Genomic DNA, 16,576 nt, shown 5'->3' on the forward strand with positions numbered 1-16,576 from the left:
ATGGACGCTCATTGATGTTGCACGCGTCAAGAGGTGTGAAGCTGCCGTATCTCTTGACGTGTTGGATGCCGTCCTAAAACATTCGAGAAGCTCGATTGGTTCTGTGCGGTTCTGTTCGCTCCCGAAGGGAATCCATGTCCAGCAGACATCGCCTCGTCCGGGCACTCACGGTCACCGTTCCCCTGGCCCTCGGCGCGGGACTCATGGCCGGACCCCCGGCTGCCGCCGCCGACGCGGTCACGGTGCGCATCGACCCGTCGTACCAGCAGCAGGAGTTCGAAGGGTGGGGCACGAGCCTGGTGTGGTTCGCCAACGCCACCGGCGGCTACCCGGCCCCCATCCGCGAGCAGCTCGTCGACATGCTGTTCGGCGAGGACGGTCTCCGCCTCAACATCGCGCGCTACAACATCGGCGGCGGCAACGCCCCCGACGTCCGCAAGGACTACATGAAGACCGGCGCGACGATGGAGGGCTTCTGGAAGGCCCCCGCGGGCACCACCAGGGAAGACATGGACTGGTGGAACCCCGGCAACCCCGACCACTGGAACTGGGCGGCCGACACGAACCAGCGCTGGTGGGTGGACCAGATCAAGGACAAGGTGACCCGCTGGGAGGCGTTCAGCAACTCGCCGCCGTGGTTCCAGACGGTCAGCGGATACGTCTCGGGCGGCTTCGACGCGAGCACGGACCAGATCCGCGCGGACCGCGTCGACGAGTTCGCCACCTATCTGACCCGGGTGACGGACCACCTGGAGAAGAAGCACCGCATCAGGTTCGACACCATCGCCCCGCTCAACGAGCCCAACACCAACTACTGGGGCACCCAGTTGGGCCCCGACGGCCGGCCCACCGGCGGCCGTCAGGAAGGCGCGCACGCCGGGCCCGAGCTCCAGCAGAAGGTCGTCCAGGCCCTGAGCCGGGCCCTGGCCGACGCCAAGACGCGCGCGACCATCTCCGCGATGGACGAGACGAACCCGAGCATCTTCGTCCAGAACTGGAATGCCTACGACAGCGCCTCGCGCGCCGCCGTCGACCAGCTCAACGTGCACACCTACGGCACCGGCATGCGCACCAGCGCCCGGGACAGTGCCAAGGCCGCGGACAAGAAGTTCTGGATGAGCGAGGTCGAGGGCACCTGGGGCACCGGCACCGACTTCACCGGCATGGAGCCGGGCCTCGGCATCGCCACCCGGATCGTCGACGACATGCGGGAACTGGAGCCTTCCGCCTGGGTGTTGTGGCAGCCCGTCGAGGACTCGATCCCGCAGGCGCAGGCGGGGAAGAACTGGGGCAGCATCCACATCCCGTTCAACTGCAAGTCCACGGACACGCCGGAGACCTGCCCGATCCGCACCAACACCAAGTTCCACACGATCCGCAACTTCACCCACCACATCCGGCCCGGCGACCACTTCGTGAAGGTCGACGACCGGTCGAGCGTCGCCGCGGTCCGCGGGTCCGGGCGCGGAGCTACCGTGGTGCACGTCAACAACGGCACGACCGCGCGCGCCGTGACCCTGGACCTCTCCCGCTTCCGGCACATCGCGCCCGGCGCCAAGGTGACGCCCGTGGTCACCAGCGCCGACGGGGCGCTCGTCCGGGGTACCGCGGTGAAGGTGACTGACGACTCGGCCACGCTGACCGTGCCGGCAAAGTCGGTGACGTCGTTCCTCATCGACGGTGTCGCCGGCACCGACAAGGACGCCGCGCTCGTCCAGCCCGGCCACACCTACCGGCTCCAGGGCGCGCACAGCGGCAAGTCCCTGGCCTCGTCCGACGACGGCAACGGCGTCGTCATCCGCACGAGCGACCCGAACGCCGAGTCCCAGCTGTGGTCGGTGCGCAAGCTGACCCGCGGTGACGGCAACCGTGAGCGCTACGCCCTGGTCAACGCGGCGACGGGCAAGCGCCTTGCTGTGCGCGACAACGAGGCCGTCTTGGAGGACACCGGCGGCTCAGGGCCACAAGCGCAGTGGATCATGTCGACGACCGGCGACGGCACCTGGACCTTCGTCAACGCCGCCACCGGCCGCCTGATCGATGTCGCCGGGCAGTCCACCGCAGACGGCGCCCGCGTGTCGGCGTACCTGCCCACGTCCAACGCCAACCAGCGGTGGACCGTGATCGACGAGACCGCGCTCCGCACCGAGCCCGCGAAGGCGTTCACCGTCCCCGGCCGCGCACCCGAACTTCCCGAAACCGTCACGCCCGTCTACCGGGACGGCGCCCGTGGTGCCCTCCCCGTGGAGTGGCAGGTCCCGTCCGACTCGCGGTGGCGCACGCCCGGCACGGTCCGAGTGAAGGGCGAGGCGACCGACGTACGCGGGCGCACCATCCCGGCCGAAGCGGTCGTCACCGTCGACACGATCGCCGCCACCCTTCCCGCCCGCTCCAAGACCTACACCGGCGGACGGCCCGACCTGCCCGCCACGGTCGTCGGCGTCGGCAGGCACGGCGGCGCCCCCGACCTCCCCGTCTCCTGGGACCCGGCACCCGAGGGCGCCTTCGACGGCGCCGGAGTGACGACCCTGCGCGGCACCGCCCGCCTCCCCGACGGCACCACCGTCCCGGCGACCGCACGTGTCCAGGTCACGGAACCCCGCCAGACGAACGCCGCGCGCGACGAGAACGTGACCGTCGGCGCCACGTTCACCGAGAGCGGCTACTCCGCCGACCGCTTGCGCAACGGGGACCTCACCGAGAAGGCCTGGTCGAACTGGAAACCGGGCACGAAGAACCCGTCCGACACCGTCACCTTCACGTTGCCGGAGGCCCGCGACGTGACCCGCGTCGTCACCCACTTCCACCGGGACGGCGGCAACGTCAGCTTCGCGCAATCCCTGAAGCTGCAGGCGCGGCAGGCCGACGGCACCTGGGCCGACGCCAGCGACTCCGTCGAGGTCGGCACCGAGGGCACACCCGTCGTCGACGTCCCGGTGAAGGCCGGCGGACCGGTGAACGCGGTGCGCGTGGTCATGACGGCACCCCCGGGCGGTTACATCACCCTCGGCGAGATCGAGGTGTACGCCAAGGCGCCCGGCGCCTCCTCGGACGCCGGGGCCGCGTCGATCGAGGTGGCCGGAGTCCCTGTCACCGGCTTCGACCCCGACCGGACCGACTATCGCGTGACGGCCGAACGCCCGGACCGGGCCCAGGTCACGGCCACCGCACGCGACCCGTATGCGACGGTGACGGTCCGCAAGGAGGCGAGGACGGCGTACGTCGCCACCCTGACCAGCGAAGACGGGTCACAGACCCGGGAGTACAAGGTCACGCTGACCCGCGGCTGACCCAGGCAGGGGGCCGGGCGCACCGGCCCCCTCCACCGGGAACGAACCCGTGCGGAAAATCGTTTTATGCGCAGCCGCGCTATACTTGCTTGGCCCATGAGGACCACTGTCGTGCCTGGTCGCACGGCTCTCATAGCGAGGGGGTGGACGCCATTTCGGCACGCCCCGCCCGCATTCAGGAGGTCGCCGCCGCGGCAGGCGTCTCGGTGTCCACGGTGTCGAACGTGCTCAACCGGCCCGAGCGGGTCAACGCGCAGACCGCCGAACGCGTCCGCAGCGCGATCGCGGCGCTCGACTACGTCCCCCACCCCGGCGCCTCCGGCCTGCGCACCGGGCACTCGTCCTCGATCGGGCTGGTCCTGCCCGACGTGGCCAACTCCTTCTACGCGCGCATCGCACGGGGCGCCGCCGACGCGGCGTACGACCACGGCTATGCGCTCGTGCTCTGTCACAGCGGGGACGCGCCGGAGCGCGAACAGGGCTACTTCACCATGCTCGTCGAGCAGCGTGCCGTCGGTGTCGTGGTCGTTCCCCTCAGCGCCGATCCGGGACGGCTGACCCGGCTGCGTGATCGTGGCATCCCGCTGGTCCTGGCCGACCGCGCGATGCCGGAACGGGAAGGCTGTTCCGCCTCGGTCGACGACATCGCCGGCGGACGCATCGCTGTGCAGCACCTGCTGGAGCGTGGGGCGCGGGACATCCTCGTCGTCAACGGAGAGCGCGGGATCCGCCAGTGCGCCGACCGCTACCAGGGCGCCCGGCAGGCGGTGCGCAGCCGGCGGGAGGCGCGCTGTGACCAGGTCGTCGCCCAGGAGATGACGGTGGCGTACGGCATGAAGATCGCGGACCAACTTGCCGAACTGCCCGACGGGGTCTTCTGCACCAACGACTTCCTCGCCGCGGGTCTGTGCCGCGGACTGACCGACCGGGGCGTGCGCATCCCCGAGGACGTACAGGTGGTCGGCTACGGCGACCTCGACATCGCGAGCTTCGGGGCGACGACCCTCACGACCGTCCGGCAGCCGGTCGAGGAGCTCGGGCGGGCGGCCGTCGAGATGCTGCTCGACGAGATCGAGGCCCGCGCCGAACACGTCCACGAAACCCGGGTGTTCGCGCCCGGCCTCGTCGTACGGGACTCGACGCTGCCGCCGGCCGACCTCTGATCACGAGTGCGCAGTGCGCAGCGTCACTGGTCCCAGCAGACCCGACGGGAGCTGGGACGGGAAGGCCCAGGCGGTCGGGGTCGCCCCGGCGAGATACGGCGCCAGGGTGTTGTACACGGTCACCTCGATCCGCACGGTGCGCCCCGCGGCGCCGGGCAACGGGAAGCAGTACGGCGCGCAGAACGCCTCGCCGACCACCTCCCCGTCCAGCGCGACCTCGACGCTGCCCCGCACCCGTCCCAGATCCAGCACCGGGTCCGGCCCAGGCGGCACATCGAGCACCCGCGCATAGGCCACGCCCCCGCTCCAACTGCCCAGTCCCCCCGCGCTCCAGTCCCCGAGAGCCAGCGGCGCCGGCACCGTACGCACCCGTGCGGGCCCGCGCCACGCGGCGCCCGCGCGCAGGAGTGCCGTGGGCGCGGTGACGACCTCCAGCTCCGTGGGTTCCCCCAACGGCCGCTCCAGCGTGAGCACTTGGCCGTCGAGGGGGCGTTCCGCGCCCTTGCCGACCCGCACCCGCGCGGGTATCTCCAGCGGCAGATCGATCGAGACCGTGCCCGCGGGCACGGTGGACCGGAAGCGTTGCGCTGACGCATGCACGTCGTCGGTGGACCGTACGTGGAGCATGCGGCCGCCGAGCACCGGCGGGCCGCTGAGCCACTCGGTGTCCGGCAAGGGGTGCGACCGTACGGCGGCGTGGCAGTGCTGCAACTCGCCGCGTCTTACGGTGTCTTCGACGGTACGTCCGTGCCAGGCGCCCGACTCCGCCTCCCAGCCGGCGCCACTGACCAGTGCCGTCGACTGCGCCACCAGGTCGACGAACACCGCCTCCCGGTCGCCGTCGGTCACCACGTCGAGCACGTGCTCGCCCGCCCCGAGAGCCACCTCATGGCGGAAGAACATCGGCACCGCGCCCCAGTCCGCCTCGTAGTACTCCACCTTCTCCTGCCGCGCCACGACAGCGCCGTCGAGCAGCACGGTGACCGCCGCCGCGGCACCCACGACGAGCACCGCCCGCACTCCGTCGCCGGGCAGGCGCAATCGTGCGCGGTACGTCACCGGGCCGCCGTCCGGTCCCACTCCGTCGGGCAGACGCATGAACCGCGGCCGCGCCGCGAATCCGTCCGGCTCGGACAGGCAGAGGTAACTCCCCAGCGGTGTATCGGCGGCGGCCCCGATCGTCGACGGCCGACCCTGGGCGTCGGACAGTTCGTACTCGAGCACATGCCGAGCGCGGGCCACCGTCACCTGCGCGGAGGCCACATACCCGCATCCCGTGTCCAGCAACTCGCCGTCCCACCACACGCGTTTGACCGCTTCCGCGGCGACGTGCAGGTCGGCAGGTCCCCGGTGACCGGTCTCCACGATCGCCCGGACCCGGGCGACTGTTCGGCCGCCGGGCACGGGGACGCGTACGAACTCCTCGTTCACCAGACTCTTGGTGCCGAGCAGCCCGCCCGGCTCCGGGATCCCACGGCTCGACGAGTACACCGCCACATCCCACCCCGGCGAGAGGGGCAACTCCCCGTCCAGAACCCGCTCGACGGACTCGGCGTCGAGCGGCTCGGGGGCGTCGGCGGCGGGAACCGGCGGCAGGACGCGGACCCGGTTGCCGTACGTGGCACGCGTCCGCCGCCACACAGCGTCCGGCGCCTCGGACTCGGTCCACGCCATGTCCCAGATCTGCGGCTCGGCCACGGACGACCCCGGGGGCAGCGCCAGATCGCCCCACCGGTTGTCCAGAGTGGGGATCAGGCGGCCCTGCCAGCCGGTCGAGACATCGATGATCGCCTCGTCCGGCCCCGGAGGTACGGCCGCGCGGCTCGTCGGTGCGCCTTCGTGCCATACGACGAGCACGGCGGGGGCGCCGTCCAGGCGTACCTCGATGGTCGACACTCCGTCCTCGGCGACGGTGACGCGTGCCGGGCTCCGGGTGCCGTTCGCCGGGTTCCAGACCTCGGCCTCGGCGACCGGGGCGCGCACGGTGACGGACGAGGTGCGGGCGTAGCGGGAGGGGTCGGTGGTGTGGTTCCGGGCGCCCCGTTCACGTACGCAGGCGTCGGGGAAAGCCCCCGTCACCAGGGCGACCGCCGTGTTCCCCTGCCTCCTGACCAGCAGCGGCACTTCGCCGGTGGCGTGTCCGGCCGAGTCGGCCACCGCCGCCGCGCCCGCTTCGGCGTCGCGTACCCGCTCCAGCCGTGGATGCGACACCAGCGCCGCTACGGCGGAGTCGTCACCGGCCAGTCCGGCGGCCGTCGCCGGAGCCCGCCCCACGACCACGACCCGTCCGCCGGCATCGAGCAGTTCGGTCAGCCGACGCGCCGTCTCCTCCTCCAGGACGCTCGCCGAAGGCAGCAGCACCGCGCTGTACGCGAGGTCCCTGATCCGCAGGGCGCCATCGGCGGCCTTGGCGCGCTGGAGGGAGTCGTCGTCGATGACGTCGAACGAGACCCGGCGCAGATCCAGTGCGCCGGCGCGGGGGCGCCGCCAGTCGTTCGTACCGCACAGGTCGAGGTAGTGCCGCTGTGTCTCGTCGGCGTCGGTGTGCGGGGCGCCGAGCCGGCCGTCGCCGAAGTGGTGGACGGGTGCGTCCAGGGGGAGGATGGACTGCATGGTGGCGGTGGGGTGCAGGACCGCCACGTCGGCCTCGTAGCTTCCCCAGGACATGATCGAGCAGATCCGGGCGACGGCTCTGGAAAAGGCCGGGTACTGCTTCCAGTACGGCTGTCGCCAGTCGGTGGCGGGCGGTGCCCACTCGAACCAGCCGCCCGCGGTGCCGAAGTAACTGGCATGCGGGTTGTAGAGGTTGGCGCCGCTGCGCAGGAACGGCAGCAGCCAGTCGTAGGTGTCCTCCAGGGTGCCGCCCCAGCCGGAGGAGTGGAACGCCTCGATCCAGACGCGCTCGTGGCCGTAGAGGTGCGCCATCGAGGAGTGGACCTTGGCGTCGCCGTGGTGGTCGCTGCCCGCGGCGCTGTACCAGCGGTGGGTACGGAAGTAGTCCGTGTAGAGCTGCGTCGACTGGGCCGGGTAGCCCGCGCGGGCCGGGTTGCTCTGGTCGCAGCCCAGGAGCAGGCCGCGCTCGCGGTGCCAGTCGGCGAGCGGGCGGAACAGGGCCTCTTCGGTGAGTTCCGCGCGGACCGCATAGTAGTCGGCGCGGATCTTCGCCGCCTCGTCCGTGGTACGGGTGCCGAACAGGGCCGGCAGGTGGTCGAGCAGGTCGTAGCCGCGCCGCACGCGGAACTCCTCCTGGAAGCGGCGGCTCCATGAGTTGGTGCCCGGCAGTTCGTCCTGGAAGCTGCCCGCGATGACGTTGCCCAGGTACTCCGGCACACGGCGGTCGTACTCGTGATGGACGGCGTCCATCAATGCGCCCACGGCGTGCGGGTCCAGGTAGTCGAACGCCGTGGGCACCGCGGTGACCAGCTGTACCTGGGTGCCGTCCGCGACGCCGACCGGATCAGGCAGGCGCCGGCCGTCGGCGTCGTAAGCGCCCACCAGGGTCTCGCCATCCCGGAGGGCCACCGTGCCCCGGTGCACGGTCGCCGTGCGGGTGCGCAGGGCCAGGCCCGCGGCCTCGGGGTGCCGTCGGGTGACGCCGCCCTGGACGTTGGCGCCGGAGAACCCGATCTGGTCGTAGAACCACAGGCGCATGCCGAGTCGGGCGGCGATCTCGCAGGCGTCGGTGAAGCGGGCCCACCACTCCTCGCCGAACCACGCCGGTTCGTCGGCGCGGGCGCCGAAACTCGGGCCCGTCGGCGCCAGGTTGATCACCACGAGGTTGTGGACGCCGCCGTCCGCGAACGTCCGCATCTGCCATTCCAGGCGGTCACGGGTGACCTCGGCGCCCGACCACCACCACAAGGGGGTGGGGCCGAAGTCGCGGGGCGGGTCCTCGAAGAGCTGCTGAAGTTCTGGGGAGAGCACGGATGCGGTCCTTCCCCTAAAACGTTTTTAGGTGGCCAACACGGTAGGGGACAGGGAAGGTTCGCGCCATGGTCCTGGGAGCGCCGGACGCGGTCGGCGACATGCCACGGATATCTGCGCGGCATCTTGTTGGAACGTTTTTTGCGCCCTATATTCTCTGCGATCCGGCCCGGAACCGCGATGTCACGAGACGACGGAGTCGCATCATGGCCGAAGAACCCGTCCCCAAGCACCTGTGGAAGGCCGCGGCCCTGTCGGGCATGGCCTCCTACCTCGATGCCGGACTGATCGTCAGCATCTCCGTGAACCTGGCCATCTACCGCGACAGTTACGACATGGGCGTGTGGATGGCCGGCGCGATCAGTGCGATCGTCACCATCTGCATCGCCGTCGGATCCCTGGTCGGCGGACGGCTCGCCGATCTGTTCGGGCGTCGCCGTGTCTACAACTGGGACATCTTCTGCTTCGCGGTGGGCGCGCTCGTCATCACGCTGGCGCCCGACGACATCGTCCTCCTGATCGGTGTGCTCATCGCGGGACTCGCGGCGGGCGCCGACCTGCCGACGTCCCTGGCCGTGGTCTCGGACGCCGCCCCCGCCCGGGCCCGCGGACGTCTCGTGGCCTTCACCCAGGTCATGTGGATGCTGGGCATCACCGTCGCCATCTTCCTCGGCTTCGTCCTGTCCACCACCGGCATGACCGGAGCCCGGATCATCACCGGCCAACTGGCCCTCGCCGCACTGGTCACCTGGCACCTCCGCTCCCGGCTGAAGCTGTCGCCCGAGCAGGTCGCGGAGGAGGATCGGGCCGCCGCACAGCAGACGGAGGACGCCGCCGGCCCGAGCGGCATGGCGTTGAAGAACGTGTGGACGCGGGCCGCCCTGCTGCCGATGGCCGCGACCTTCGTCTTCTACGTCACCTGGGGGCTCGGGGCCAACACCTTCGGCCAGTTCGGCACATATCTGCTGGTCACCGTCAGCGACGCCTCACAGAGCCTGGCCACCGGGATCAACCTGGCCTTCATCCCGATCGGGGTACTGCTGACCATCGCCTTCGTCCGCGTCGCCGACAGCCCCTGGCGCGACCGGCTGTTCTACGTGGCCGCCGCCGTGCAGGTGCTCGCCTTCGTGATCGCGTCCCTGACCGCCGGTGCCCTGGTCGGCATGCTCGTTTTCTTCGTCCTCTACCAGCTCTCCAACCCCTTCGCAGGCGAGGCCAATTACAAGGTCTGGTCGCAGCTCACCCTGCCCGCGGACACCCGCGGCACCACCCAGGGCCTCACCTACGCCCTGTCGCGCGGGGTGTTCGCGGTCGCCGCGTTCTTCACCCCCGCCCTGGTCGACTACAGCCCGGCCGTCCTGCTCTGGTCCATCACCGCCTGCATGGCGCTGGCCGCTTTCGCTGGCGCCTACATCGTCCGTGTCCTCGTCCCGCGTTCGCCCAGCGCCGCCCGCAGCCGGAAAGACCTGCGGATCGCCAGCGCCTGAGCCGAGGCCCACCCCGTCGGCGTCACAAAGGAGCACCAGCCATGGCTACGACCGCCCCCACGACGGCAACGACCACGGGCCGCACCGCCGAACGGGCCGCCCGGCTGCGCGAGTTGCTTCCCCCGGTGACCCGGCGCCGCACCCGGATCGGACTCGTGGCCGGCGGACTCGGCACCTACTGGCCGCAGTTCCCCGGACTCCTCCCGCAACTGCAGGAGTCGGCGCGTTACGTGGCCGACCGCTTCCGGGGGATGGACGCGGAGGTGACCGACGTCGGGTTCATCTCCGACGCCCAGGAAGGCGCGGCGGCGGCCGAGAAGCTGCGCCGGGCGGACTGCGACCTGATCGTGCTGTTCCTGACGACGTATCTGACCTCGTCGATGGTGCTGCCGATCGCCCAGCGCTCGCACGCCCCCGTCCTGGTCATCGACCTCCAGCCGACCGAGCGGATGGACCACGCGTCCTTCGACACCGGCGCCTGGCTGGCCTACTGCGGACAGTGCCCGGTGCCCGAGGTCGGCAACGTCTTCCGCCGCGCCGGCATCCCCTTCCGGTCGGTCTCGGGCTGGCTGCGCCAGGAGAGCGCCTGGCGGCGCATCGAGCAGTGGATCAGGGCCGCGCACGTCCGCGCGGCCCTACGGCACGCCCGGCACGGCCTCATGGGGCACATCTATCCGGGGATGCTCGATGTGTCGACCGACCCCACGCTGCTGTCCACGACGTTCGGCTCGCACACGGAAGTGCTGGAGTTCGACGATCTGCGGCACCGGGTGGAGCAGGTGACCGAGGAGGAGACCCGCGAACGCATGGCGCTCGCACGGCAGGTCTTCACCCTCGACGACAGCGTGGTGGACGAGGACTTCGCCTGGGGAGCGACCGTGTCGGTCGCCCTCGACCGGCTCGTGGACGACTTCGGCCTCGACACCCTCGCCTACTACCATCGCGGCCTCGGCGGGGAACTCCACGAGCGGCTCGGCGCCGGCATGATCCTCGGTGCCTCCTTGCTGACCGCCCGGGGCGTGCCCGCGGCCGGCGAGTACGAACTGCGCACCAGCGTCGCCCAGTTCGCCGCCCAGAGCGTGGGCTCCGGCGGCTCGTTCACCGAGATCCAGGCGCTGAACTTCGAGGACGGCGTGGTGGAGATGGGCCACGACGGCCCCGGCCACCTCGCCGTCAGCGCCCGCGACCCGCTGCTGCGCGGGCTGGGCGTCTACCACGGCAAACGCGGCTGGGGCGTGAGCGTGGAATTCGACGTCCAGCCCGGCCCCGTCACCCTCCTCGGCCTCGGCCAGGACGCCGACGGCAGCCTGTCCTTCGTCACCTCCGAGGGCACCGTCGTCCCGGGACCGCTCCTGGAGATCGGCAACACCACCAGCCGGGTCGACTTCGGCCGGGACCCCGGCGAGTGGGTCGACGCATGGAGCGCCACGGGCGTCGGCCATCACTGGTCCCTGTCGGTCGGCCACCACGCGGCGGACTTCAGGGCCGCGGCGAGTCTGCTGGGGATCGATCACCGAGGGGTGTGATCGGGGGCAGGTGCGTACGTCCACGGCACCGGCCCGGATCGTATGTGGCCATCGCCGTCCGGCCTCCGCAGGGAACGGTTCGGTGCCCGTCAGGCGTCGTCCCTCTCCAGGGCACGGTGGCCGTGTCCGGGGAGAGGAGTGACCGGGTGCATACGGATGGATTCGCCAAGTGGACGCAGCGGTTCGAGGACGAGCGGGAGCGCCGGGCCGCCGAGGGGGACCCGGACTGGGGGCAAGGGGCGACGCTGCATCCGGCCCTTTCGGCGAGCGTTCAGCGCTTCCAGGTCGGCGAGGACGGTGACGGCGCCAACCTCGTCGCCAAAGCGGACCAGGCCGGGGACGCCGACTACGCGCGGGCGGTGCGGCTCGTCGTCGCCGAGGAACAGAACCACGCCCGCCTGCTCGCCCGGCTGCTGGCCGCGGGTGACGTACCGACGCTGACCGGCCACTGGAGCGACACCGTCTTCGTACGGTTGCGGCGACTCATGGGCCTGCGCCTGGAACTGCTGGTGCTGATGATCGCGGAAGTGGTGGCGCTGCGCTATTACCGTGCCCTGCGCGACGGCACCGATGACCCGCTCACCTCGGAGGTGGCGGGACGGATCCTCGCCGACGAGGAGCGCCACGTCCCCTTCCACTGCGAGCGACTGCACACCTCCCTGGCCGAACTGCCGCGCCCGATACGCCGCCCGGTGATGGCCCTGTGGCGGCTGCTCCTCCTTGCGGTCTGCCTCGTCGTCGCCGTCGACCACGGACCGGCACTGCGCCGACTCGGCATCGGCCGCCTTCGTTTCGCGGCCGACGTCATGGCATCGGCCGACGCCGTGGTCTCCGCGGTGCTGGCACCCCGCCCGGACGCGTGGTCGAGCGCACGGTGACACTCAGGCGTTTCCTCAGGGAGCGGCGGTTCGCGCTGCCGGCGTCGTGAACTACCGTCGTCCTCGCCTCGACGAGGTCCTGGTCGGCCGAACCCCGCCGTGCCCGAGCATCGACAGGAGCTTCCGTGACGTACGACGTAGCCGCTCTCCGTGCGCAGTTCCCCGCTCTGAGCGCCGGGATCGCGCACTTCGACGGTCCCGGCGGCACGCAGACGCCCCGGCCGGTCATCCAGGCCATCGCCGACGCGCTGGCGCAGCCGCTGTCGAACCGGGGCCGGATCACGCCGGGGGAGCGCAATGCCGAGACCATCGTCACCGAGAGCCGCCGGGCCCTGGCGGACCTGCTGGGCGCGGAACCGGCCGGGATCGTCTTCGGCCGCAGCGCCACCCAGCTCACCTACGACGTCTCCCGCATCCTCGCCAAGACCTGGTCGCCCGGCGACGAGGTGATCGTCACCCGGCTCGACCACGACGCCAACATCCGCCCCTGGATCCAGGCCGCCGAGCAGGCCGGCGCCACCGTCCGGTGGGCCGACTTCAACCTCGCCACCGGTGAGCTGGGCGTCGAGGACATCCGCGCCGTGCTCTCCGAGCGGACCCGGCTCGTCGCGGTCACCGCCGCCTCCAACCTGATCGGCACGCGGCCCCCGATCGCCGCGATATCCCGTGCGGTGCACCAGACCGGGGCGCTCCTCCACGTCGACGGCGTGCACTACACCGCCCACGCCCTGGTCGACGTCGAGCAACTCGGTGCCGACTTCTACGTCTGCTCCCCGTACAAGTTCCTCGGCCCGCACCACGGCGTCCTCGCCGCCCGGCCCGAGCTGCTGAAGAGCCTGCACCCGGACAAGCTGCTGCCCTCGACGGACGCCGTCCCGGAACGTTTCGAACTCGGCACACTGCCCTATGAGTTCCTCGCGGGCACCCGCGCCGCGGTCGACTTCCTCGCCAGCCTCGACACCGGCGCCACCGGTCCTCGCCGCGAGCGGCTGGCGTCCGCGTTCGCGGCGCTGGAAGAGCACGAGAACGTCCTGCGCGCGCGGATCGACAAGGGACTGTCCGCCCTGGAGCAGGTCACGGTGCACTCCCGCGCCGCCGACCGCACCCCCACGCTGCTGCTCACCTTCGAGGGCCACAGCACTGCCGACGCGTACGACTTCCTGGCGCAACGCGGTGTGCAGGCGCCAGCCGGCTCCTTCTACGCCCTCGAAGCGTCCCGCCGACTCGGCCTCGGAGACACCGGCGGCCTCCGCGTCGGCCTGGCGCCCTACAACAACACCGAGGACGTCGACCGGCTCCTGGAAGGCCTGTCGGACTTCCTGACATAAGAGATCCCGGCACCGGGCCTGAGGCCCGGTGCCGGGATCTGTTCTCTGCTCTCGGCCGCCTGCGCGACCGTACGGTGCTTAGAAGGCGCTGTTGCTGCAGCCCATCTCCGAACCCAGGTGGGTGCCCTGGCTGCCCGAGGTGCCCTCGCCGTTGAGGCCCTGGCCCAGCAGACCGTTGAGGATCCCGACCTGGCCGAGGATGTCGAGGTTCAGGTCGTGCGACTTGCATTCGGTGCTCTGCAGGACGCTGTAGTTCCCGCCGCCCTTGCCGTGACCGTCGCCGCCGTTGGCGCTGGCGGTGCCCGCGCCCAGGAGCCCGACGCTGCTGAGAGCGGCGACCAGGACGGCAGCCTTGTGAAGCTTGTGCATGTCATCTCCGGTGAGTGAGGTGAGTACGATCCGTGAAAGATCGACTTCGTACTGTGACCGAAGATTAGAAGGAAAAGTGATAGAAGAGCCGGTATGGCACGCCGAGTTTCGCGATCTTGCGGCGAAAGCACTCTGACGCCGTAACGCGTGAGCGCCTTCGGCTGCGATTTCCTGACAGGTTGTCAGCTCGCGCGAGGGCGTCGAAATCCGGCCCTGGGGCGGCACTTGGGGTTCGTCGTGATCCGACACGGCGCGCGGAGCTGTCGGAGATCCAATATGGCTACGGGTTGTGTGCTTATGATCACATTACGTAATCAAGCGAGGGCAACTGCCCCCGTAAGAAAGGGTCTAACTATGCGCAAGATTCAGCGTGTTGCGGTCGTGGCGGTAGCGGTCGCGGGGCTGTCCGCCCTCGGTGCCGGCGTCAGCTTCGCAGGCGGCCACGACAAGGAGAAGGACGCCACGGACATCACCGCGGTCGCTGTCTCGCAGTCCAACGCCGTCGCCTCGTGGGACGCGCCGAACGGCAAGCACGGCGACAAGGGTGGGCACTCCACGCCGGAGCAGTCCACCGACCAGTTCGCCCTTCCCTACATCGCCCGCTAGACAGGCGGGGCGGGCGGCTTCGTACACCGTCGCGTAGCGGCCCCACAAGTCGCAACAACCCGTCAGCTCGGCCTCGACGGCCGTCGCAGCCCGGACGCGCAACAGCAGCCCCACCAGGGCGCGCGCCCGGGCTGCAGCTGTGCTCGGGGCCTGCTCACCCGATGGTGCTCGGCGACGGTCGCACAGCGCCGGCGAACGCCGGCGCCAGGTGATCAACGGGGTGAGTGTTGCCTGCTGCTCCGGGGTGCGGAGGCGCGGCGGGCGCCGGAGGCTCCGGTCGCGGTGGTGCTGGTGGTGCTGGTGGTAGTGCCCGTCGGTGTCGACCGGCGGCCCGATCGGCGGGGAGTCTTGGCGGAGGCGGCACCGGTCGAGGCGGTGTCCGTGGCTCGGCGGTCCGGGGTCCGGCCGGCCGTGCCGGGGGCAGCGCCTTTCGCCGCTCCGGCCGCGCCGTTGCCGTCTCTGCGGCGGCGGTTGGAGCGCTTGCCGGGCTCGGTGCCGGGCTTGCGGTTCGGGCGGGAGGCCGTCGGCGTCTCCGGCTGGGGGACCGGGAGGGTGACGGCGATGCCGGAAGGCTCTCGGGCGCCGGTGATGGTGGACAGGTGGGGGTCGCTCGACGTTATGCGGGCGGTACGGGCGCGGATGCCCGCGTCGGACAGGAGGCGGGTGACGTCGCGCTTCTGGTCGGGCAGGACCAGGGTGACCACGCTGCCGGAGCCGCCGGCGCGGGCCGTGCGGCCGCCGCGGTGGAGGTAGTCCTTGTGGTCGGTGGGGGGATCGACGTTCACGACGAGGTCGAGGTCGTCGATGTGGATGCCGCGGGCCGCGACGTTCGTCGCGACCAGCGCGGTGACCTGGCCGTTCTTGAACTGATCAAGGGTGCGGTTGCGTTGCGGCTGGGACCGGCCGCCGTGCAGGGCCGCGGCGCGGACACCGACGGCGAGGAGCCGCTTGGCGAGCCGGTCGGCGGATCGCTTGGTGTCGAGGAAGAGGATGACCCGGCCGTCACGGGCGGCGATGCGCGTGGTGACCGCCTTCTTGTCGGTCTCGTCCAGGAGGTGGAGCACGTGGTGCTCCATCGTGGTCACCGCTCCCGCGGACGGATCCACGGAGTGCACCACGGGATCGGTCAGGAACCGCTGCACCAAGCGGTCGATGTTGCGGTCCAGGGTGGCCGAGAAGAGCAGGCGCTGCCCGTCGGGCCGTACCTGCTGGATCAGCTTGGTGATCTGCGGCAGGAAGCCCATGTCGGTCATCTGGTCGGCTTCGTCGAGCACCGTGATGCCGACGCTGCCGAGCACGCAGTCCCCGCGTTCCACCAGGTCGTTGAGGCGGCCGGGGGTCGCCACGAGGACCTCGGCGCCGCGCCGGAGCGTACCGGCCTGCTTGGTGATCGACAGCCCGCCGACCACGGTGGCCAGCCGGAGATTCACGGCGGTCGCGTACGGCGTCAGCGCCTCCGTCACCTGCTGGGCGAGTTCACGGGTCGGCACCAGCACGAGGGCGAGAGGTGCCTTGGGCTCCGCGCGCTGCCCGGCCGTACGGGCCAGGAGCGCGAGCCCGAACGCGAGGGTCTTGCCGGAGCCGGTGCGTCCACGGCCCAGCAGATCACGGCCGGCGAGCGAGTTGGGCAGGGTGGCGGCCTGAATGGGGAAGGGGGTGGTCACCCCTTGCGCGATAAGGGTCTTCAGCAGCCCCGCGGGCATGTCCAGACCGGCGAAGTCCTCGACGGCGGGAAGTGCGGGTGTGGTGTTTTCCGGCAGCCGGAATTCCCTGGGCGACGCCGCGGGCTGTGGGGGTGACGACGAGCGCCGGTTCGGCTTATTGGGCCTGCGGGACATTGCGGTTGCCTGCCTTCCTGGAAAACACACTGGAAACAGCACTCACCGGGGTGCGCCGCCGTGCGGTGGGGTGCCCGCGTCGTTAAAGGGGGGGGCATGAGGAGGGGGTGGTTTTTTCAGGGAGGGGGGCCGGGTGTGGCGGGGTGTGGTGGAAAGTGTTACGCTTG

Annotated in this window: 10 protein-coding genes; 7 read left to right on the forward strand and 3 right to left on the reverse strand. The window is 70.9% G+C overall.

Annotated elements, in window-relative coordinates; genetic code table 11:
• Positions 1–134 precede the first annotated feature (134 nt).
• Both AB0I98_RS34470 and AB0I98_RS34475 read left to right on the forward strand, forming a co-directional pair.
• Positions 135–3,290, forward strand: a complete 3,156-nt coding sequence (locus AB0I98_RS34470; RefSeq protein WP_362948807.1) for an RICIN domain-containing protein — start codon at positions 135–137, stop codon at positions 3,288–3,290.
• 143 nt (positions 3,291–3,433) lie between these two features.
• Entirely contained in the window at positions 3,434–4,453 is a 1,020-nt protein-coding gene (locus AB0I98_RS34475) for a LacI family DNA-binding transcriptional regulator (protein WP_362948809.1), read from the forward strand.
• Here AB0I98_RS34475 and AB0I98_RS34480 read toward each other — a convergent pair whose 3' ends face one another.
• Positions 4,454–8,377: a glycosyl hydrolase gene (locus tag AB0I98_RS34480; protein WP_362948810.1), complete on the reverse strand. Its 3,924-nt coding sequence runs from the start codon at positions 8,375–8,377 to the stop codon at positions 4,454–4,456.
• Positions 8,378–8,583: 206 nt separating this feature from the next.
• Between AB0I98_RS34480 and AB0I98_RS34485 the strand changes: the two genes are divergently transcribed.
• The 4 genes from AB0I98_RS34485 (at position 8,584) to AB0I98_RS34500 (ending at position 13,596) form a co-directional block, all read left to right on the forward strand.
• Positions 8,584–9,864 (forward strand): MFS transporter, encoded by a 1,281-nt coding sequence (locus AB0I98_RS34485; protein WP_362948812.1) that lies wholly within the window; start codon positions 8,584–8,586, stop codon positions 9,862–9,864.
• A gap of 41 nt (positions 9,865–9,905) precedes the next feature.
• On the forward strand, positions 9,906–11,390 hold the full coding sequence (locus AB0I98_RS34490) for an L-fucose/L-arabinose isomerase family protein (protein WP_362948813.1): 1,485 nt from the start codon (positions 9,906–9,908) through the stop codon (positions 11,388–11,390).
• A 146-nt stretch (positions 11,391–11,536) separates the two neighbouring features.
• A complete protein-coding gene (locus AB0I98_RS34495) occupies positions 11,537–12,268 on the forward strand; it encodes a ferritin-like domain-containing protein (protein WP_362948815.1) in 732 nt (243 codons plus the stop codon).
• Between the two features lie 125 nt (positions 12,269–12,393).
• Entirely contained in the window at positions 12,394–13,596 is a 1,203-nt protein-coding gene (locus AB0I98_RS34500; RefSeq protein ID WP_362948817.1) for a cysteine desulfurase-like protein, read from the forward strand.
• Between the two features lie 78 nt (positions 13,597–13,674).
• On the opposite strand, the gene AB0I98_RS34505 is transcribed toward AB0I98_RS34500, so the two are convergent.
• Positions 13,675–13,965: a hypothetical protein gene (locus AB0I98_RS34505; protein ID WP_210571407.1), complete on the reverse strand. Its 291-nt coding sequence runs from the start codon at positions 13,963–13,965 to the stop codon at positions 13,675–13,677.
• Between the two features lie 354 nt (positions 13,966–14,319).
• Between AB0I98_RS34505 and AB0I98_RS34510 the strand changes: the two genes are divergently transcribed.
• On the forward strand, positions 14,320–14,571 hold the full coding sequence (locus AB0I98_RS34510) for a hypothetical protein (RefSeq protein ID WP_362948819.1): 252 nt from the start codon (positions 14,320–14,322) through the stop codon (positions 14,569–14,571).
• 212 nt (positions 14,572–14,783) lie between these two features.
• Here AB0I98_RS34510 and AB0I98_RS34515 read toward each other — a convergent pair whose 3' ends face one another.
• A complete protein-coding gene (locus AB0I98_RS34515) occupies positions 14,784–16,409 on the reverse strand; it encodes a DEAD/DEAH box helicase (protein WP_362948821.1) in 1,626 nt (541 codons plus the stop codon).
• Positions 16,410–16,576: the final 167 nt, after the last annotated feature.

The organism is Streptomyces sp. NPDC050211 (assembly GCF_040656035.1).
In the GTDB taxonomy this organism is placed as follows: domain Bacteria; phylum Actinomycetota; class Actinomycetes; order Streptomycetales; family Streptomycetaceae; genus Streptomyces.